Source organism: Paenibacillus sp. SORGH_AS_0306 (assembly GCF_030819345.1).
Lineage (GTDB): Bacteria > Bacillota > Bacilli > Paenibacillales > Paenibacillaceae > Saccharibacillus > Saccharibacillus kyungheensis.
In genome coordinates this window covers 1,797,908-1,819,428 of record NZ_JAUTBP010000001.1, presented here as the reverse complement: position 1 = coordinate 1,819,428, position 21,521 = coordinate 1,797,908, and the positions used below count along the sequence as shown (strand labels likewise).

General features: G+C 38.3%; 14 protein-coding genes. 5 read left to right on the top strand and 9 right to left on the bottom strand.

The genetic code is table 11. From position 1 onward, the window contains the following. Positions 1 to 15: 15 nt before the first annotated feature. The 4 genes from QE450_RS07940 to QE450_RS07925 all read right to left on the bottom strand — a co-directional run bounded on the left by QE450_RS07940 (position 16) and on the right by QE450_RS07925 (position 10,415). Positions 16 to 5,163 carry an SDR family NAD(P)-dependent oxidoreductase gene (locus QE450_RS07940; protein WP_307298320.1) on the bottom strand — a complete coding sequence of 1,716 codons (5,148 nt, stop codon included), beginning with the start codon at positions 5,161 to 5,163 and terminating at the stop codon, positions 16 to 18. A 20-nt stretch (positions 5,164 to 5,183) separates the two neighbouring features. Beyond that, entirely contained in the window at positions 5,184 to 6,425 is a 1,242-nt protein-coding gene (locus QE450_RS07935) for an FAD-dependent oxidoreductase (RefSeq protein ID WP_307298318.1), read from the bottom strand. A gap of 34 nt (positions 6,426 to 6,459) precedes the next feature. After that, positions 6,460 to 9,720, bottom strand: coding sequence for an ACP S-malonyltransferase (gene fabD, locus QE450_RS07930; RefSeq protein ID WP_307298316.1), 3,261 nt, complete (start codon positions 9,718 to 9,720; stop codon positions 6,460 to 6,462). 455 nt (positions 9,721 to 10,175) lie between these two features. Continuing rightward, complete coding sequence (locus tag QE450_RS07925; protein WP_273616142.1) at positions 10,176 to 10,415, bottom strand: YkuS family protein; 240 nt, start codon at positions 10,413 to 10,415, stop codon at positions 10,176 to 10,178. A 170-nt stretch (positions 10,416 to 10,585) separates the two neighbouring features. Between QE450_RS07925 and QE450_RS07920 the strand changes: the two genes are divergently transcribed. Continuing rightward, on the top strand, positions 10,586 to 11,317 hold the full coding sequence (locus QE450_RS07920; protein ID WP_307298314.1) for a spermidine synthase: 732 nt from the start codon (positions 10,586 to 10,588) through the stop codon (positions 11,315 to 11,317). A gap of 145 nt (positions 11,318 to 11,462) precedes the next feature. Here the strand turns inward: QE450_RS07920 and QE450_RS07915 are convergent, their stop codons facing one another. From QE450_RS07915 to QE450_RS07900, 4 genes are all read right to left on the bottom strand, one after another. Further along, positions 11,463 to 12,590 carry a 5-methyltetrahydropteroyltriglutamate--homocysteine S-methyltransferase gene (locus tag QE450_RS07915; protein ID WP_307298313.1) on the bottom strand — a complete coding sequence of 376 codons (1,128 nt, stop codon included), beginning with the start codon at positions 12,588 to 12,590 and terminating at the stop codon, positions 11,463 to 11,465. Between the two features lie 23 nt (positions 12,591 to 12,613). Further along, the gene (locus QE450_RS07910; RefSeq protein ID WP_307298311.1) at positions 12,614 to 13,546 is read right to left on the bottom strand and encodes a LysR family transcriptional regulator; all 933 of its coding nucleotides are present in this window, start codon (positions 13,544 to 13,546) and stop codon (positions 12,614 to 12,616) included. Between the two features lie 194 nt (positions 13,547 to 13,740). After that, complete coding sequence (locus tag QE450_RS07905) at positions 13,741 to 16,146, bottom strand: putative bifunctional diguanylate cyclase/phosphodiesterase (protein ID WP_307298310.1); 2,406 nt, start codon at positions 16,144 to 16,146, stop codon at positions 13,741 to 13,743. A gap of 261 nt (positions 16,147 to 16,407) precedes the next feature. Next, entirely contained in the window at positions 16,408 to 17,142 is a 735-nt protein-coding gene (locus QE450_RS07900) for an SDR family oxidoreductase (RefSeq protein WP_307298307.1), read from the bottom strand. A gap of 136 nt (positions 17,143 to 17,278) precedes the next feature. Here QE450_RS07900 and QE450_RS07895 point away from each other — a divergent pair, with 136 nt between their 5' ends. Beyond that, complete coding sequence (locus QE450_RS07895) at positions 17,279 to 18,115, top strand: helix-turn-helix transcriptional regulator (protein WP_307298306.1); 837 nt, start codon at positions 17,279 to 17,281, stop codon at positions 18,113 to 18,115. Between the two features lie 323 nt (positions 18,116 to 18,438). On the opposite strand, the gene QE450_RS07890 is transcribed toward QE450_RS07895, so the two are convergent. Next, positions 18,439 to 19,977, bottom strand: a complete 1,539-nt coding sequence (locus QE450_RS07890) for an acetate--CoA ligase (RefSeq protein ID WP_307302628.1) — start codon at positions 19,975 to 19,977, stop codon at positions 18,439 to 18,441. A 212-nt stretch (positions 19,978 to 20,189) separates the two neighbouring features. On the opposite strand from QE450_RS07890, the gene QE450_RS07885 reads away from it, so the two are divergent. From QE450_RS07885 to QE450_RS07875, 3 genes are all read left to right on the top strand, one after another. After that, positions 20,190 to 20,504 (top strand): ArsR/SmtB family transcription factor, encoded by a 315-nt coding sequence (locus tag QE450_RS07885; RefSeq protein WP_273616134.1) that lies wholly within the window; start codon positions 20,190 to 20,192, stop codon positions 20,502 to 20,504. A 69-nt stretch (positions 20,505 to 20,573) separates the two neighbouring features. After that, positions 20,574 to 21,005: a DMT family transporter gene (locus QE450_RS07880; RefSeq protein ID WP_273616133.1), complete on the top strand. Its 432-nt coding sequence runs from the start codon at positions 20,574 to 20,576 to the stop codon at positions 21,003 to 21,005. Positions 21,006 to 21,017: 12 nt separating this feature from the next. Next, positions 21,018 to 21,476, top strand: a complete 459-nt coding sequence (locus QE450_RS07875) for a DMT family transporter (RefSeq protein ID WP_273616132.1) — start codon at positions 21,018 to 21,020, stop codon at positions 21,474 to 21,476. Positions 21,477 to 21,521 lie beyond the last annotated feature (45 nt).

Genomic DNA, 21,521 nt, shown 5'->3' with positions numbered 1-21,521 from the left:
ATCTCCCTTTTCTGATCATTGTACAATCATTAGTTCTTCTTCATTGATATGATACACATTGCGTTCATCTACTTGTTTGATTAGCCCTATCTGTTGACATGGAGAAACAAGCAACCATTCTAATGCTTGCATCGCTTCTTGAGGTTCGATCGAACCAATTCCTTGTTTGAGCATACGTTCACGATAGTTTCTTGATGCTACTGTGCCTACACTTCCCCAATATCCCCAATTCATGACTTTGACAGCACATGTCCAGCGAGTGGCTAGATATTGCGCAAAGGTATCTTTAAACGTACATCCTGCTGCATAATTACTTTGACCTGCTGGCTTAGCAAATGCATTGATCGAAGAAAAAAACAACACAAAATCAAGATTCGTTTTTTGAAATACGTGTTCTATACTGGCACACACATTCACTTTGGCTGTCAACGCCCCGCGAAACCGCTCTTCATCCATCTGCATCAGTGTATTGTCTAATAAAGAAATTGCTGCATGGATAACACCGTTAATCTGAGGATAACGCTTGATGATTTCTTGATAGACTCTTTCTAGATCATCTGGATCAGCGGCATCTGCACTGATATATTCAGGTGCTGTGCCATACTGTGCTAATTGATGTAAGCTGGCTTCAATCTGTTCATTGATATCACGTCTACCGATCCAAATGATCTTTGCTTGATAATGGCGTATCATGTACTCGCTCCATACTTCGCCGATCCCTCCTGCACCACCGATCACTATATACACACCATTTTTACGATAAGCAGTGTGTTGAATAGCTGTATACTGTACCGGAATAAGTTGCTGTTGATGCCACTGTGATCTACGATAACTAATCACATCGCCATCAGGATGAGGTAATAATGAAAAAACAAGTTGCCAGTCTATCGTCTCGGTCTCTTCAAGATCAACTACACGAAAATGCCAATTTTTTATTTCTTTAGCCAGTGAACCTATTAAGCCGTAAATGCTACTATGAATAGGTTTAATAGGTTCAGCAGGCGATACCCGTTGCGTATTCATAGTGACTATCGTCCATTCCAATACATGACGATCATCATGGTGTTGAAATAAACTTTTGATTAGACGAAAAAGCTGAATCACACCTTGTTCTTGTCCATATATAATCGCTTCACTATGAGTCACATCTGATGGAAGATCAGAAGCTATCCATACTATATGATCGATCTGACCATAAAGAAGTAACGACTGATAGATAGACTCAATATTCTGATCTGTTTTCCATTCCCAGCGTATAGCGTTCGGATAATTAGAAGAAAGAGCCGTCCACTGCATATCAGAACTTCCTATCACCAGCATTTTTTGTTGGTTTATTGCAGTATGATCTAGGCTTACAATTTCATCTACTGATAAGGTATCCCATACCGGTGCAAACATTGTTACCTGTTCAGGTAATTCAGTCAGTGCTGGTACTCGGGATGACTCTAATAATTGTCCTTCTAATGTTCTAGCTGTATATTTTGATATGCGTATACATAATTGACCCGAATCATTATAAAGATCTATATCTAACTTTGGCACTTTGTCTTGAGCACTACTGCCTTCGCTCCAACGAATACATACCCACATTGTCGTCGTACAAGCTTGAATATACTCTAACTCTTCCAAAGCAAAAGGTAACTGAGGTTTTCCTTTCAAATGTGTATCCTGTTGAGACATTGTAAATAAAATAGCAACTTGTAATGCCGAGTCGAGCATCGCCGGATGCAATATATAATCGGATAGCGTAGTTTCTATCTTCGCTGGCAGATTTATTTTGGCTACGGCTTGTTGCTTATCTATCCATACATGATCAATACCTTGATGACTATCACCATAATTCAGACCCCATTGATCCAGTTGGTGATAGCAAGTTGTAGCATCCCATTGTTGTTGTGTAGATAACTGCTGAAGTTCTTCAGGATCAATAGTGAATAGCTGAGATTCCGAATAGTTCTTCAGCGTAACCATGCCATGACCACATACAGAAAGACTAGAATCCTGATGCTTTACAGCAATCTCATAGCGTAATTGTTCCTGTGTTGCTGAATACAGATAGATGTGTACATCAATTGCTTGGTCTGTAACATAGATAGGTTGCGTCCATGTTACATGGTTCAAGACAAAGCCAGTTTGAACTTTCGTTAACATCCCGCTCGCTTTTTGAAGGGCGACAACAGCCATTTCCAAGTAAGCTACACCAGGTAGCACAGCAACCCCTTGTACCCGATGATCCCACAAAAAGAATTCTTCTCCTGTAAATGTAGATTGAAAAGCAATACGATCTGTTGTCGATTGATTTTGTTGTACCATCGGATGTGAAGTCATCTCATTTTGTATCGATTTTTGCTTTGTTTTGGTATTGGCTTGCAGTCGAAATGTAGTACGTTGAAAGGCATATAAAGGTAAGCTCACTTTGGTGTAAGATTGATTTTTGTAAAATACATCCCAGCGAATATCAATACCATGTAGCCACAATTGTAATAACTGTTCTGTATAAGAACCGTTTAAATGGATAACACATTGTTTGTTAGTTATCATGTGATCTGCAAATAGTTCTTCTCCCAATGCAGATGACTCATCCTCTGTATACAACAGGTGTGACAACCAGTCAAAAGGATGATCTATTTCAATAAGCGTATGATTATGCGCATAAAGTATAGAATAATCATGTTGCTTATTGATTTGATTTGGTTGTTGCGACAATGAATGGGCTATACGCTCAGCATCCAGATTAGTATGCATAATAAGTTCCAATGCTTCTTGCTTGCTAAGCATCTCATCATCTAATAAATCTATACATTCTTGCCAAGCTTTATGATCAAAAGTATATTGCTCGGATAAATTCCATTTTTGTTTCAATTTGCGTAAGGAATACACAATACTTAACAGTATTATCATATTAATCGGAGCGATTGGATAATCACATGTCATTGGTTTATCTTGAATCATCCATTTTATAATATCGATTTTATATTTTTCTTGTATAATCTTATTCCATTCTTCTAGCAATGATCTAAACGTGTACTGATGACTGTATAACGTTTTAGCTTTGCTGATATGTTCTTGTTGAATAAGTGATATCTGCTCATATTGCGCAAGTTCTGATAATTGATTAGATAGATATTGAACATATGCAGCATCCCATACTAAAGGTGCGATATAGGTATGATTCCCTGTATATAAAGGAATAGAAGGACGCTTAAGCACCATCTCTTCTTGATTTGCTTGATGAAGTAACAGATTCATAATCGTTGTAATAGGTAAAACCTTACTAATAGCAAGACCGATCCATGTTCCTTTTCCAAATGCAGTCACGAGTTCTGGTAATGTACTTAATTCGATTAACGTACATGCATAACTGTATCCGCTTATAAATGTATATAATTCGATATCTTTATCAAGCCATACTTCTTGATAATAACCTTCAGTTTGATTAGGATCTTGGGTAATCTGTCGAAGAATATTTAACGTTTCTTCTTGTTTTTGCTTATACAGAGAACTATAGATAGAACTTGATTGAATATCAGCATAACCTCTCCAAGATAAGCATGTTGTATCCAAGCTCCAATACGGTTGATCTGCTTTGATAATATGAGAAGCAGCCGTTTGTAGCCATTTTTTGATATCACTGATAGAAGATACGATACTGCCTACTCGATAAGCAAAAGATTCTCTGCCATGTAAAAGTGTTCTACATATATCGTGAAATGAATACTCTTTTTCCTCGATATGCTCGATCCAGTTTTTCCAATGGTCAATCAATTGCTGAAGACTTTGAATCGTTTTGGCAGATAATACAATGAATTGAGTGACAGGTGTAGGGAGTGATGATTCTACAACCTCATGAACAGGAACAGGTATATATTCTTCCAACAAAATATGAGAATTAACACCGCCAAATCCAAAAGAACTTACTCCTGCTCGCAAAGGTTGATCTGTATCGATTCGTTCCCATACACTACATTTTGTAGTGACTTGAAATGGAGTAGAGTCAAAATCGATCATCGGGTTCAGTGTTTGGATATTTAGAGAAGCTGGTATCTTTTGGTGCTTCATCATCATTAACACTTTAATGATCCCAGCCATTCCAGCTGCACTTTCCAGATGTCCGATATTGGTTTTGACCGAACCAATCTGACAATATCCATTATCTGAAGTATCTGTACGAAAAGCTTGAGTTAAAGCTTCGATCTCTATCGGATCGCCTAGCGATGTACCAGTACCATGAGCTTCAACATAATTGATAGTCGATGCTTTTACACCAGCAGATTGATAAGCGGCTTGAATAACTTGTTGTTGAGATTCCATTTTGGGAGCAGTTAAAGAAACGCTTTTCCCGACATGATTTACAGCCGATCCCCGAATCACTCCATAGATATGATTCTCATCTGCTATCGCTTGATCTAGTCGTTGTAACAAAAGGACTGCAACCCCATCGCCAGGCACATACCCATTCGCTTGTTGATCAAATGTTTTGCATTGACCATCTGAACTAAGCATTCGAGATTGAGCAAAAGAAACATATTTCATAGGATGAAGATTTAGATTCACAGCCGAAGCGATAGCATAATCACAATCACCATGAATTAATGCACGTCTGGCTTCATGGACAGCCACCAGTGATGAAGCACAAGCTGCATTAATAGGCATACTTATCCCTTTTAAATTCAAAATGTATGATATTCGGTTGGTTAACAGACTTTCATATGTACCTAGACAAGCGTAACTATCGATGTCTTGCTGATCCAGACTGCTGATCTCTTGTAAATAATCAGCCGACATAATACCTGCATAGACCGAAGTGATTTGTTGTTGCAATAGTGACAATGAAATACCTGAATCTTCAATACAATGCCATGTTTCCTCTAGCAATAATCGTTGCTGAGGGTCCATGTTGTTTGCCTCACGTGGCGAAATATTGAAAAACCGATGATCAAAATCATACACATCATCGATCGCTCCACACCATTTACTATTGGTTTTGCCTGCTTCCAGTACATCGGCAGAGTAATAGTCTTGAATATTCCAACGATCCGCGGGGATTTCTTGAATAGAATTGACTCCTGCTTCGAGATTGTTCCAAAATTCCTCATACCCATTCGCACCAGGAAAACGACAAGATATCCCTACAATAGCAATATCGGCTCTTTTCGATTCCATTACTCTTCACCTCCGTCAAATTAAGGTTTCATAATACCTGCAAAACGAAGCAAATAGGAAAACGATGGTGACTTATCACTATATCCCGATGTTGTTAGCATTTGAGCTTCTAGAAGATTGGGACAACGACCCATCCGGCGAAAAGCCGCATTGCGTAATTTGATAAACGAACTATTTTTAACAAACCAGCAGAACGTGTGGGCTGTACTATTTTGCTGAATTAATTTTACATATTTACGTCTTTTCTTTTCATAAGAACGCAACATCGACTCCGAATAATTTTCAGTCGATAATGCTGTAGTCAACGTTTCACTAAGCTCCATAGCACCTTGAATCGCCAGATTCATTCCTTGCCCCAGTGCAGGACTTAATGCATGACAAGCATCCCCCAACAGAACAGCTCCATCTACCGCCCATTTATCTGTATCTAGATAAAATGCCGGAATCGACTGAACTTGTTTAAAATCTTTTATCTGTGTTAATTCTTGCTGAAGATGCGGACAAAGCGATAGCAGTAATTGGCGTAACGAATCAATCCCATCATCTTTGATACTCTGCCACAGCTCTTTACGAAGTGCGAGATATACACGTGTACGCTTATTAGGCAATGGAAATACTCCACAGCTTACGCCACTTCCAAAAAAGAAACTGGCTTCTGCTGGTGGATCTTCGTCCATATGAAAAGTAAAAGCAAACATTTTAGCTTTTTTCTCTTCGTAAGGATATAAATGGTGTTTGAGCCCTAACTGTTCTCGAATCTTCGACTTAATGCCATCTGATCCTACTACAACTTTGCTATGAATAGTCATTGGTTCTCCATCGGTTGTTGCTTCTAGCCCGATGACTTTTCCATTATCGTATAATAGCTGTTGAGCATTCACTCCAGCATAGAAGTGAACATTAGGAAGCGCGATTGCTGCATTAAATATACTTTCATGAATTTTATGATGATCTCCATTTAGTGCGTATTGAATAGGAATATCCATCGTACTGTAATCTCCTGAAAAGCAGCGTATTCCGCCTACTGTTCCATAATGAACTTTGGTGACTAGCGCGCAGTGTTTACGAATTTCCGGAAGAACATCCAATCCTTTTAACAACTCTATCGTCACCGGCTGTAGAAAATCTCCTTTAGGGATAGGCTTAAATTGTTTTACCCGTTCTACTAGAGTCACATCATGACCTTTTTTGCCCATCGCCAGAGCTAATGAGACACCTGCTATTCCACCACCGACAATCAATACATCTGTATTTATCTGCATTCATTTGGCTCCTTCGCGCTAGAATAAGTTGTAGTTAAAAGCTATGAAGCAAGCGATGATTTAATAAATCGGCAGTCTCTTTCATTAACTTGTCTGCGATTTGGTCTACATGTCTTTGTTGCCAGTGCTCTAGCAGAGTACCTTGTACCCACTGATTAAAAGCACCTAATGCCGGTCCGCAATAGACTTGATAATCTACTTTGGAGTCCCGATCACCACGTAATGCCAATTCGGTAGAATACGTAAAATACCATTTGAATAATAACGCCATTTTGGCTTTTGGATTACGCTCTGCACGCTCAATCTCTTGTGCACTGTACGTTTGTTTAACATCAGCATAAATATCGGTAAAACTCTTTTTGAAATATTGTTCTTGTAACCTTGTTTTCGTCTTCTCATCTATCTCTTCAATGGCATTATACTGGCGATATAATTCATACAATTTGTTTGCACGTGCCGGGAAATACAATCCCTTTTTTAGCACCTGCACTTTAGCTCCCAATTCGAACATTTCTCCAGCAGGTGCATATTCGGTATCCTGGACATTGATCTGCTGAAGCAATTCTTTGACCATCGCACTGGTTCCGGCTTCGACCGTGCATTGATTAATCGATCCTGTCAAAATAAAGTCGGCTCCCATCACGAACACCGCCGCTGCTGCTTCAGGTGTACCGATCCCTCCAGCAGCACCTATTCTTATTTTTCGGCGATAGGAGTACTGCTTCATGATTGCTGTTCGAAGGCTTAACAACGATGGCAACAACGTCATCATGACTGCACTATCGGTATAACCCCCTGAATCTGCTTCTGCACAGATATCATCTGCCATCGGGATCTGTTTTGCTAAATGAGCTTGTTCTGCTGTAATATGTCGGCTTTGTACCAATTGATCGAGTATATGTTGAGGCGGCGGGCTCATAAATAAAGTCGCTATCTCTGGACGTGAGCATTTAGCAATAATGCGATGAGCTGTTTTTATTTCACTGTTCGAACCAAGTGATAATCCAGATACACGATAATACACAAGCGCTGGTGTTATCGTTAAAAATCCTTTGGCTTCTATAATATTCACTTGATGTTTTAACAAAAGTTCAACCAATTGTTGTTCCATATCTGGTTGAACTTGATTATGTAAAAAGTTAACCCCGTATGACTCTCTATGCTGAAGAGTTTGCTGGATAGCAATAATGTCTGCTTCAATCCGTTCCATCGTTAATCCACCGGTTCCTAGAAAAGCAAGGCAACCGTAGCTAGCCAATGTACTCACCATAGATACAGACGCTATGCCGCCATACATTCCCCCTGCAATATAAGCCAATTTAAGATTGTATTCCTTTTTAAATTCATTACAACCCAGTGTAGAAGCATCATAACGAGGTGCTGTTGATGCATGTACTTTGTCTGGTTGTTCTACCGTATCTTCTTCTACAATTAATGGGCTGGCATCCCGCTGAATCGCTGCCACCATATTAGTGACTGCTTTTCCAGGGCCGACTTGGATAATTTCGTTTACTTCTTTTCCCATCAGATAACGTATACTATCTGTCCACTGTACTGACGAAGTGATTTGTTGAACCATACATTCATGCAGATTGTTGGATTGATAAGGTCTAGCATATACATTTGAAATAACAGGAATAGTAGGCATATTGAAATCAAATTGATCCAGATACGCTGCAAATTTTTGCTGTACATTTGCCATATATCTAGAGTGAAATGCTGCACTGACTTTGAGCATTACATAGTTCGTAGCCCCCTGTTGTTCAAATATCGCTTGTGCTTGTACCAGATCATCTTTAGGACCAGAGATCACAATCTGTGAAGGAGTATTGAGATTCGCTATATCGATAGTATGGAATCTGTGCTCTTTGACAATTCGTTCGATATTGCTCTGATCTAATCCGACAATCGCTGCCATTGCGCCACCGCTAGCTTCTCCCATAAGTGCGCCCCGGTATTGTACGATTTTTAGACCTGTTGCAAAATCAAACACCTCTGCTGCTAGTAACGCATTAAATTCGCCTAGACTATGTCCAGCCACGTAATCAGGAATGTTATTCTTTTTGATCATGTTGTAATACATCAGTGCATTTACGACATATAGTGCAGGTTGAGTAAAAGCGGTATGTCCGATTTGTTTTTGAGGATCGTTCAGACAAAGTTCTTCAATCGAATAACCAAGAATTTGATCAGCTTGAGCAACCAAATCTGGAAATTCAGCAAAATATTCTTTGCCCATACCTTTAAATTGTGAACCCTGCCCTGGAAATACATATGCTCTCATAAGCTTTTCTCCTCCTTGTGATTGAGACGGTACAGATGAATAAGGTGTTGAATCATCATCACTATTTATTTGATTGCACAGACGCTCTATATTCACCATCTCATCTCCAGCAGGTGCTAGTATGCTTGATGTAGACGATAACGAATAAGTATCTAGATTGCGTTTGACCAGAGCTGATAATGTACCACCAGGGCTACTGTCGATATACAGATGTGACCCTAAAGATTCACTCTCTCGAACAGTTTGTTGAAATAAAATAGGTTGCCTTGCTACTTGCCAGAAATGATCAGGTTGAATCGCTGTAACGAGACCTCCTTGCATACAAGACAAATAAGGCAATGTTGGCTTTTGAAATGATATCGTTTTTAAAAATGATAAATAAGATGGCTCTGCTGAATCAATCGCAGATGAATGAAAAGCAAACGATACAGGTAATAGCTGACAAGCAATCGATTGCTGAGCCAGATAGTTCTGAATAGATGCTAATTTCTCTACAGGTCCAGAAATAACAAAATGCCCATCATAGCTGACGGACACCAGTGTACAATATTGTATTTGTGGTAGTTGATCATAGATAGCAACAGAAGATAACACAGTTAACATAGACCCGGACGAACTATATTGTTCAAAGCATTTTGCTTGCTGAATAACACATGTAAGAGCGGTAGGAGCATCGAATACACCTGCAATAGTAGCCGCTGCAAATTCACCCAGGCTACTGCCTAACACATAATCGACTTGGATACCGCGTGTGATTAATACTTGTGCCAATGCATATTCAACCATAAAAATAGCGGGATGAGTTAGCAACGTACGTGTGAATTGCGGACTATTCCGAAACTCATTATTGTAAATCGTATGTACAATAGAAATATCTATCATATCTATCACTATTTTGTCCAAATCAAGCATGATCTGACGATACTGCTGATCTTGATCAAATAACTTTTTTCCCATTTGATAATATTGAGAACCTTGACCAGAAAACATAAGTACGTTTTTTTTATTCATCTGCTACCTCCCGTCTATGTTGGTTGATTGGCTTGATTTTGAGACCAAAACGCCCTCGAAGGCATAGCTCTCCCAGGTCGTCTACTGTTATGTACACTACGAAATTTTTTACATATTTTCTTTTGATTTTATGTAACGTGCCGAAACAACGATTAGATATCATCAAAAGATTCGCTATAATTAAAGATAAAATAACTTGCCTGTTAAGTAAATGTCTTTTTGTGTAAAATGGGTAACTTAAAGCGATTTAACATTTGATGTAAACTTAATAATACCTAAATAAAATTCGATATTTTCTATATCCATTTATTTGCATATTATGAAAAAATAATAGTTTTAGTATGTTAGTTAACAATATAAGACAAACGATTGTACGTGTCAATAAGCAGCAAAAGTGAACAAAAAAACTGACCCTTTGTATAAAGGATCAGTTGGTTATCAAATCTATTGATTGCTTATTTAGATAGTTCGAGATAGCGTTCTACTTGTGCAACTACTTCATCGATAGATGAACCTTCTACACTAACGATCGGGAAATCATACAATCCTGTATCGCCATCATTTTGGACACGAACTACACCAACATCGTATCCTTTAAGTTCTTGATCACTATTTACAAGATCAACTTGATGACCTTTTCCTTCCAATACTTCTTTAATATCGTCAAATGGTTTTTCGACAGCAATTTTAGCCATGATGGTAACCTCCAAAAATGTATTTTTTAATGTTAGCTTGTTCTATTCTATGATTCACCAACTATATGTATAATGAACCATATTGCACAATTTGTTATGATTATAGAGTGTTTATTTATCCTTTTTCCGCCATACATTTGATCACTTAATTCAGTAAGGAGCATACTATCTTGCAACTATTATTTCAAAAAGAAAATCAACTTTCTGTATATGAGACTAATGAATTTTATAATGAAAAAGGATGTTTTCGGATTCTTCAATTTGCTAATGAAGACATACAAGGTGCGATTGATCTTCAGCATCCTGATCGGATTCTATTTGAGTATCCGCGTGCTATGATTCATCTAATGGAGCTTAACAATTCAGAGTTTCAAGATGTCTTTGTTATCGGGCATGGCATAGGAACGATTGCGAGTCACTATCCGACCAAGTCATTTCGCATTGCTGAAATAGATCCGCTGGTGCTTGAGCTAAGTCAGACTTATTTTCATTACACACTGGATAATGTCCAGATCGGAGACGGAAGAGTATTATTATCGGCTGAAAATGATCACCAGTATGATTATATTATTTTAGACGCTTTTACGACAGCAGGCACTCCTCAACATTTAATCTCTAGAGCGTTTTTTCAAATGACCGCTACCAAGTTACATGATACAGGATATTTGATGATTAATCTGATTGGTAAAGCTAATCATGATCGGATCATTAATGCGATATACACTACATTGTGTGAAGTGTATACGTATATCGAATGTTTTGCTCTTCCGGCTGAAGGAACATCTGATACGCAAAATATGATTATTATAGCCGGTCATCAACCTATAAGTTATCAAGGTCGTCATATGGCTGGTTTTGAGAGCAAGTCACTTGGACAGGGTTATATTATTGAAGATGAATAAAAGTGATAGATACACCAAAAAAGGACCTGCTCAATTTATGATAGCAAGTCCTTTTTATTTATTTCTACCCTACTGATAGTCATGTTAATATGAGCCTAAATCTTAGCATGCTGAGTTTCACTACAATCTTCCGTTACCCTTCAAATTAAGAACTAGGCTGTGTCCATACTTCATTAGCTGTTTCAATCACTAAGCGAATCTTATCCCATTGTTCTTCTTCGGTTAACATATTACCTTCCTCTGTGGAAGCAAATCCACACTGGGTGCTTAGACAGAGTTGGTTAAGATTAACTACTTGCGCGGCTTCGGCTATTCTGGTTTTGAGCATTTCTTTACTTTCAAGTCCTCCATGCTTGGTCGTGACCAGGCCGAGTACTACAAATTGATCTTGAATAAAGCGCAATGGCTCAAATCCTCCAGAACGTTCATTATCATATTCAAGAAAAAAAGCATCGACTTGTGCCTGAGCAAATAAAGTCTCAGCAATCGGTTCATAACCACCTGCAGCAAACCATGTTGAGCGCAGATTGCCCCGACATACATGAAGTGCAATCACCATATCATCTGGACGATAAGCTATACTTTCATTGATTAAGCGTACATAGTCTTCGGCTAATTGATCTGGATCAAGTCCTCGACTACGCAAGTGTACCCGATGTCTACCACTACACAGTGTTCCCCATGTAGTATCATCTAATTGTAAATAACGACAACCTGCATCATAAAACGCTTGAATCGCTTGTTGATAAACTTTGATAATATCAGCAAACAACTCTTCTTGATCAGAATACACATCATTGCCGTTATAATGCTCTACAAAATGAAATAATGCCGGCGAAGGAATCGTCATTTTGGCAATATGATCTCCTGCTAATTGTTGCAATTCACGAAAGTGCGCTAACATGGGATGATGTGCAAAAGAGATTTTATCTACAATTTGAAAACTTTCTGTGCGTGTTTTGCTATCTTGTCCACCTGTCCCCTGATTGAGATAGATCTTCTGAGTACCTTGAATACCGAGAAAGAAATCTAGATGCCACCATGAACGATGAAATTCTCCATCTGTAATCACTTGCAATCCCAAAGCTTTTTGCTTGTCTACCAATTGAGCAATTTCTGCATATTCGATAACCGATAATTGCTCGGCATTCATTTCACCTTGTTCATACTGTAGACGAGCATCTTTCAGATCGTCCGGTCTTAAAAAGCTTCCAACAATATCATAGCGAAAAGGAGGCTTGTTTCGTTTGGTACCAATGACTGGATTGAGCATAGAATCCTCCTGTATAAGTGTAATCATAATAAGAACTGGTTCAGATCAAGTAAGTTCTGAGAAATCATATCATTAAGTAATTCGATATATTGAGCTGTTATTTCACTAGGTTGTCGATCTTTATGAGCAATCCAGCCAATCGTTACTGTTTCATTGGTTTCAACAGGTATCGAGATTAACTGATGTCCATTAAGTTCAGACACAAGAATACCTGTCCCGATCGTATATCCATCTGTACCCATTAATAGATTAGACAATGTAGCGCGGTCGCTTACTTTAATACTTTTTTCATTGCTTCGAATACTGAGCATTTCTTCAGAAAAGTGTAATGAATTGTTAACTCCCTGTTCAAACGTAATATACGGAAAGCCAAGCAAGTCCTCCATCTTCACTGTTTCTTGATTAGCTAATGGATGTCTGCTATGAATCAGAATATGTGGACTCGTGTTAAACAAAGGGGTGAATTTCAGATTACCATCACTAAAAAGCTTATTCATCACTTTGAAGTTACGTTCATTAATATACAAAATGCCGATATCACTACGCAGAGAACGCACATCTTCAATAATCGGATACGTCTGTGTTTCTCGTAAATGAAAACTGTATTCATTTACATCACTTTGCTTCATCAATTTGACAAACGCATCTACCACAAACGCATAATGTTGTGTAGATACCGAAAAATGAATTTGTGTACGATTTTTACCATGATACCGGTTTTCGATCAGTTCTGTCTGCTCAATGATCTGACGCGCATAACCGAGAAACTCCATTCCATCGATAGAAATACTAATTCCTCGATTGGTACGATCAAAGATAGTAATGCCTAACTCATTTTCAAGTTCTTTAATCGCGTTGGAAAGGCTCGGTTGAGAAATAAAAAGACGTTTGGCTGCTTCATTCATCGAACCGCAATTCGCAATTTCGATCGCATACCGTAGCTGCTGCAATGTCAACCGTATTCCTCCTTATCCATCCTTTTTCAATATAATGATACGTTACTTTGATTCAGATGTTATATTTCAATCTAATCGTAGCATATATGTTCAACTCCAAAAAATCAAAACTTTTGGTTATCCGATAATCTATGTATTTCAGAATATAACAAAAAGCAGTTCTTCCTCATGACAGGCGAACTGCTTTTCTATCGTTATAAAGCTTGATCAATACGTGTATTTTCTTCCAAATCACGATATAACTTGCGTTCGATATCTTTGGCTCTCATTGGTTTGCCATAATAATATCCTTGAATTTGAAAACAACCTAGTTGAGATAACATTTCTACTTGCTCTGCCATCTCTGCACCTTCGGCAATCACGTTCATATTCAATTGCTGAGCTAATTCGATAACTGAACGAACTACTGCTACATTTCGTGGATTGGTTCCGATATCATAGATCAATGAACGATCGATTTTTATAAATTGGAATGGAAAACGGGTGATTGTTCGTAATGATGAATATCCTGTACCAAAATCATCGACAGCCAACACGACGCCCATATCTACAATCGATTTGCACACTTTCAAGATTTGCTCTTCTTCTCGAATCGCTTCGCTTTCTGTAAACTCTAGACATAACAGATGAGCTGGTAATCCGGTTTCTTTAAGGATAGCCTCTACTTTGTTAGCAAAGTTAGGATCGCTTAATTGACTAGCGGAGACATTAACAGATATTTGTAAATCTGTATGCCCTGCTTGAATCCATGCGGCGGCTTGATAAGCAGCTTCTCTCATCACCCATTCTCCAATTTGACGAATCGTTCCATTTTGTTCTGCAATCGGAATAAAATCGACAGGTGAGACAATCCCCAGATCAGGTGAACTCCATCGTAACAACGCTTCTACTCCAAATACTTGTTGAGTACGACTATCGACTTGAGGTTGATACACAAGAGAGAACTCTCCAAGACTTAGTGCATTTTCTAAACCTTGTTGTAATAATAGATGCTTTTCAGCTAATCTTTTGAGCTGTTTGGTAAATATATGATATTGGTTGCGACCGGAACGTTTGGCTACATACATCGCTGTATCTGCATGACGCAGTAACGTTTCCGAATCTTCCCCATCATCAGGAGAAATACTAATACCGATACTACAAGAAACTCTATAATATTTGCCTACGATAACGACCTGTTGTTCAAAAGCATGTATAATCTGATTCGCAATATCGATCGCCAACTGCTCACCTTCTCCTGGAGCGAGTTCAATCATAATAGAGAACTCATCCCCACCCATACGAGCTACAACAGCATGAGGAGGTACATATTCTTGTAAAAGCTGAGCGACGTGTCGTAACAAAATATCTCCAGCAGAATGACCCATCGTATCATTAATCCATTTGAAATGATCCAAATCAATCTGCATCACAACCACTTTAGTGCCATCTTCATTTGCTTTATCGACAGCCATCCATAATTTGCGATTAAATTGAAAGCGATTAGACAGTCCTGTTAGTGGATCATTGTAAGCTAATTCGATCAACTGGGCTTCATTCAATTGTTGCGCTGTAATATCACGCACTAATAGATAACAATACAGTTCCCCATCAATCTCCAAAAAATCATTATTCACTTCAACAATATAGGTCATCCCTGTTAAATTACGTATTTGTACTTGAGAGTTCTGCAATATCGTACGATTCTCAAATGCTTTTTTTAACCGTTCCCGGTAATTATGTTTATCTTCATGCTGAATCATAGCAAAAATATCAATCTCGCCTTCCGATTCATCGACAGCCGCCAATAAGCGAAAAGCAGGATTAGCTTCCACTGCAATTCCATTTCGATTCATCAGAGCAATCCCGCTACTCGATAATGTAAATAAAAGCTTATAGCGGCGTTCTGCTGCTGCCAAAAAGTTATATTTATGCATGGCAATATGCAATGTTACAGCTAAGATCACACCTGAATAAGCCGGTAGACTTGCAATTGGAAAATAGGGGGTTTCTTTATAAATCGAAGTAATTACGAAAGTGATCACTAACCATAATGCGGCTAGAATACTTCCTCGCATAATGGTACCCATCATGCGCTTCTCACGCTGATACATTAAAGAGCCATTCATTTTGCGATAAGTAAGTGCGACAAATGTAATAAGGGTAGTTAGACTATAAAGAGCAATAACAATAAACATCAAATCAAACGAGAGTGAACGATCTTCCACTCGCCAGTATTTACTTTGAGTAATCGTAATATTAAAAAGGTACGGATACACATTAAGTAAAGGAATACCTATTAACGGAATACAAGCCATAATATGAACCATATATCTAGGAATACGCAAGTGACTCAAATTAGCAAAAAAATAAATCAGCAATGTCATCGCTAAAAATGAAAGATTATATCCTAGAAAAGTAAAGGTAAGTTGTCCGTATTGAAATTCTAAGGTATGCATAAGAAAATCGCTTAAAAATATTAAACCTAATGTAAACATAACCATCATCGTTAATCGATGCAAAGAATGTTTGGGATTTCTCAAAATAACATTGATCGCTAAAGTAGTAAGAAATAAAAAGGGTACAAACAAACTGATTACACTAATCACAAAAATAAACATAATCGTATCCTCCAACCTAACGTCACTTATAACGTTATATCTTAAATATCGAACAATTTAGACAAAAAGATTAGTGTTAAAAGTGATCTTCGAATAACTTTTAGATTATTCTTAATGATTCATATCCTTATTTTCTAAATAAGTAAATTTATGTATAATATTTTTGTGATTTGTATGATCAATCTAAAAAAAGCTACCTCCTTATATAGAGGCAACTTTTTTAGATTATGAATTTAAAATAGTGCGTTATTGTACTTTAGTTTATGAAGTAGCGGTTGGTCTTATAATGATTTCATTGATATCTACTTCTTGAGGTTGCTCAATCGCATACAAGATCGCATTAGCAATAGCGCTAGCCGGGATCGAAATACGGCGGTATTCTTTCATTTCGGCACGAGCTTGCTCATCCGATATATGATCAGCTAATTCAGATTCAGTGACACCTGGAGATACAAGAGTGACTTGAATATGTCCACCTGATTCTTGACGCAATCCTTCTGTAATAGCTCGTACTGCAAATTTGGTAGCGCAATAGACTGCTGCTGTTGGACTTACTTGATAAGCCCCTACAGAAGCGATATTAATAAAATGCCCTGTCTGTTGCTTTTCCATAACAGGTAATCCTGAAACAATACCATGTAAAACACCGCGAATATTCACATCAATCATTTGATTCCATTCTTCCACTTTGTAACTGTGAAGTGGAGATAATGGCATAACTCCAGCATTATTGATAAACACATCTACTCGTCCGAATTTTTGCTGGGCAAAAGCTACAAACTCGTGCATCTGTTCAAGGTTAGTGACATCCAACGTACAATATTCTGCTTGTCCGCCTTCTTCTTTTAATTCTTGGACTACCTTTTGTAAACGTTCTGTTCGTCTTGCTCCGAGAACTACCGACGCTCCTGCTCTACATAATACACGTGCTGTCGCTTCTCCTATTCCGCTACTTGCTCCCGTAATCAATACTACTTTATTCAAGATTGTATCCATTTTGTGATCCTCTCCTTTGCTTGATCCTAGTGTATAATGAAAGAATTCTATGACATAGATGGGCGTTTATCCTAGGATTCATTATCCCTGTCTCATCTGGACAGATATTTATAAATATGCTTGGTAGGAGGTCACTATGTTAGAAGTGGATCGTCAATCAGAATTAGGAGATTTTCTAAAAAATCGTCGTGCCCGAATATTGCCTGCACATGTTGGATTACCGGAAAATGGACGTAGACGGACTCCAGGGTTGCGTCGTGCGGAAGTGGCTATGCTCGCTGGAGTAAGTGTAGATTGGTATACGTATCTGGAACAGGGACGCGATATACAAGTCTCTATTCAAGTGCTAGAAAGTATCGCTCGCGTTTTACAACTAGACGAATTTGAGCGTAAACATCTTTTTGTGTTAGCCCATTGCCAATTACCACCTTATATACATCCACCTCAATTGCAAGTTAGCGATACAGTGCAACGCTTTTTAGATCAATTAGGTCATGCACCTGCTTGTGCTATTGATCCAAAGTTAAATGTCCTATCGTGGAATAAAGCTTTTTCAGTCGTATATGGAGACTATAGCTATTTGAACGAACAGGATCGGAATCTACTATGGCGAACCTTTACTTCTACTGAATTTATTGCTCTCAAAGGATCACAGTGGAAAGAACACGCCCTTCGCCTTGTCGCTCAATTTCGTGCCAGATATGCTCGTTTTATCGAAGATCCCTGGTATACCGACTTTGTGATGAATTTGCAAAAAGTAAGTGAACCTTTTCGCGAGTTATGGGAATTGCATGAAGTATTAGATGCGCCAGAAGGTCGCAAAATTATTCTTCATCCTCTTGTCAAAGAACTTGCATTTGAACATATTTCTTTTCAATCTTTAGATTCTCCTGATATACAAATTCTTGTTAATATAGCTTTACCTGAATTTGATACTGCTCGTAAACTGGCAATACTTATAGATCAGAAGTAGTATCAGACTGCTTCTGATCTATGGTATAGTCGGTTATTTTTGTTGTTGTATAATTGTAGAGGGTGTGTTTTTCTTTTTTTCGATTAAGCGTCGAAAGTATGGTTTTTTGAGTATGATGCGATAACATTTCTGGTTTTCTATCGTGAATTTTTCATATGTTGAAATATTTATTTAGGTAGTTTTATAAAGTTATTATTGTCCAAAAAGTTTTGAATTTTGCCAATCGTTCCTTCATTGTAGAAAAAAGAAAAAGCAACGGAAATAGCTTATATTTAGCCATTTTCGTTGCTTTTTGAGCAATAATATTCATTTTCCTTTAATTTTTAAAGACTACTGTTCTTTTTCTCTTGTTCTCTCAATTCTATTCTGCGGATTTTGCCAGAGTTGGTTTTTGGGAGATCCGTCACAAACTCGATTTTGCGTGGATATTTGTATGGTGCGGTCCACTCTTTAACATGGGTTTGTAATTCTTTTATTAATTCAGGTGTACCTTCTACTCCGTCTTGCAATACGATAAATGCTTTAACCACATGTCCACGAACTTCATCAGGACTCGCTACAGCTGCACATTCTTTGACAGCTTGATGTTTCATTAATGCTTCTTCTACTTCAAAAGGTCCGATTGTATAACCAGAGCTAATAATAATATCGTCGCCCCGTCCTTCAAACCAGAAATAGCCATCTTCATCTTTCCAAGCGCGATCTCCAGTCACAAAGTAATCACCATGCACATTAACCTGCTTGCGTTCTGGATTCAGATAATACGTCTGGAATAACGCAGGCATATCAATACGAACAGCGATATCTCCTACCTGACCAGCCGGTACAGGAACACCTTCTTCGTCTACCACTTCTACCAATCCAGGAGACATCGATTTCCCCATAGAGCCCAAGCGAATTTCAGTATCAATCAAATTACCGATCAATAGTGTACTTTCTGTCTGTCCATACCCATCACGAATCGTAATATCGAAGTGACGTTTGAACGTATGAATTACTTCTTGATTTAGTGGCTCGCCGGCAGACACAGCACTACGTAAGTTAGGCAATTGATATTCGTCTAATCCTTCGATTTTGGCCATAATCCGGTATTCTGTCGGTGTACAACACAGCACTTGAATATTGTAATCATCAAGCAAATGCAAATACCGTTTAGGATGGAATGATCCATTATATACAAATCCAGTTGCACCATTTCCTAGAACCGATAAGAACGGGCTCCAGATCCATTTCTGCCAGCCAGGTGCCGCAGTTGCCCACACGGTATCACTCTCACGGATATCAAGCCATGGTGAGGTAATACGAAGGTGAGCATACGCCCAACCATGAGTATGGACAACACCTTTTGGATTGCCGGTTGTTCCTGATGTATAGGCGAGAATCGCTGTATCATCTCGCTTCGTATCTACTGCTGTGAATTCTTCAGACTGTGCATCTAGCAATGAGTCTAATCCAACCCAGTTCTCTGATAAAGTAACTGCTTCATTAGAAACAGCGATCCGATGTTCCCATGATGGCAATTCATCTTGAATTTTATCCACTTCGCCCATTACATCAGACCAGGCAATAACAGCTTTGGCTTGAGAATGATCCAGACGATATGCTAAGTCTTTCGCACGCAACATTTCAGAAGAAGGGATAATAACCAGTCCACTTTTCAGACAAGCCAGATAAATAACATAAGCAATAATCTGTCTTGGTACCATGACCAATACCCGATCTCCTTTTTGAAGTCCTAACTTCACCAATCCATTTGCTAGACGATTAGCCTTTTTCAATAAATCACCATAAGTGATCTCAGCATAATCGTCATGCTCGCTTAGCCATTTTAAAGCAATCTTATCAGCATCATGACGTTCCATCTCTGACGTCAGATTATATTGTTCGGGTGCAATCCATTTTTGATAATCCAAATGAGTAATCTCCTTTATTCAACCATAATATAAGTGTTATCACTTCTGCATAGTATAGCACGTCTTAAGACCAGGTTCTAATATCAAAAGTCATAATTCTATCTATACTAACAGAAAAGATCTAATTTGACATATCGCTATTATTCGATATAATAGCCTGTATGACAGAAATCGATATTTTTAAAGCTCTTTCAAATGAGACGCGTTTAAATATTTTGAAATGGTTGAGAGAACCTGAGAAAAACTTTCCCCAGCAACAAGCGCATTTGCCTAAGGAGGTAAGTATCAAAGGTGGCGTATGCGTAGGCGATATCCACGATAAGGTGAATTTATCTCAGTCAACAGTTTCACATTATTTATCTATTATGCAAAAAGCGGGTCTTCTTGAAGCGGTACGTTATGGACAATGGACGTATTATCGTCGTAATGAAGATACAATTAAGAAAATAGCTAAGTTCTTAGATGAAGAAATTTGAACAAAGCTAGTTTCTTTTTTTGAAGATATATCGATTATTCGAGATATTTATATAAAAGGAGTGAATAATGTGAGTAAAATACTGATTTATCTAGCGGCTATTATCGCAGGTATGTCTCTAAGTATCGAAGCTGCTATCGGCGGTGCGCTAGGTGAACATGTAGGAGAATTAGAAAGTACGTATTACATTTTTATTATCGGAGCTATGGCGACCTTTTTGGTCACGTTGTTTTTCGGTAAAGGAAACTTGGGCGCAATATTTACAGTTCCCAAATGGAATCTGCTTGGCGGTCTGCTCGGTGTTGTCTACCTTGCTCTACTCGTAATCAGTGTGACGTTAATCGGTGTAGGTATATCGATCACAGCCGTTATTATCGGGCAAATTGTGATTAGTATTATTATTGAACACTTTGGACTTCTCGGTTCACCCAAAATCAAATTTAATGTCAATCGATTGGTAGCTGTTGTTTTGCTTACTGTGTCGTTTTTCTTAGTCTTGTAGGAGGTCAACATTATGAATATAGCTATGTTAATTATTCCTTTACTGGCAGGTATCGGCTTAGGTATTCAATCTGCAATCAACGGTACACTTGGTAACAAAATTGGAACGATCGAAAGTGCCTTTTTCACCTTTTTCACAGGTGCTATTTTTTTGACTATTATTGTAAACTTCTTTGGACAAGGCAATATTTTAAATATCCACGAAGTTCCTAAATGGCAATTGCTTTGTGCTATTTTCGGTGTCGTCTATCTTTCATTAATGGTATTAGCTGTTCCTAAGATTGGTGTAACGGCTGCGGTGATCTCTGTGATTGTCGGTCAATTGGTAGCCAGTATGGCGATCGATCACTTTGGTTGGTTTGAAAGTGCAACGATTCATTTTGGGATCAAGCGTCTGATTGGAGTCATTTTGATGCTTGTTGCTTTGTTCTTTGTATTCCGCGAGAAAACAGTTACGAAGACGGCTTCTTAACAAGATTAGTAATTGTCTATTATAAAAGACCCTGAGTGCTGGATC

What these genes read in the sequence shown, in the direction of transcription:
- fabD (WP_307298316.1), bottom strand. Translation starts at nt 9,720, where the DNA reads ATGAATAAAAAAAACGTACTTATGTTTTCTGGTCAAGGTTCTCAATAT.
- QE450_RS07885 (WP_273616134.1), top strand. Translation starts at nt 20,190, where the DNA reads ATGACAGAAATCGATATTTTTAAAGCTCTTTCAAATGAGACGCGTTTA.
- QE450_RS07900 (WP_307298307.1), bottom strand. Translation starts at nt 17,142, where the DNA reads ATGGATACAATCTTGAATAAAGTAGTATTGATTACGGGAGCAAGTAGC.
- QE450_RS07905 (WP_307298310.1), bottom strand. Translation starts at nt 16,146, where the DNA reads ATGTTTATTTTTGTGATTAGTGTAATCAGTTTGTTTGTACCCTTTTTA.
- QE450_RS07875 (WP_273616132.1), top strand. Translation starts at nt 21,018, where the DNA reads ATGAATATAGCTATGTTAATTATTCCTTTACTGGCAGGTATCGGCTTA.
- QE450_RS07895 (WP_307298306.1), top strand. Translation starts at nt 17,279, where the DNA reads ATGTTAGAAGTGGATCGTCAATCAGAATTAGGAGATTTTCTAAAAAAT.
- QE450_RS07890 (WP_307302628.1), bottom strand. Translation starts at nt 19,977, where the DNA reads ATGGAACGTCATGATGCTGATAAGATTGCTTTAAAATGGCTAAGCGAG.
- QE450_RS07915 (WP_307298313.1), bottom strand. Translation starts at nt 12,590, where the DNA reads ATGCTCAATCCAGTCATTGGTACCAAACGAAACAAGCCTCCTTTTCGC.
- QE450_RS07925 (WP_273616142.1), bottom strand. Translation starts at nt 10,415, where the DNA reads ATGGCTAAAATTGCTGTCGAAAAACCATTTGACGATATTAAAGAAGTA.
- QE450_RS07935 (WP_307298318.1), bottom strand. Translation starts at nt 6,425, where the DNA reads ATGCAGATAAATACAGATGTATTGATTGTCGGTGGTGGAATAGCAGGT.
- QE450_RS07940 (WP_307298320.1), bottom strand. Translation starts at nt 5,163, where the DNA reads ATGGAATCGAAAAGAGCCGATATTGCTATTGTAGGGATATCTTGTCGT.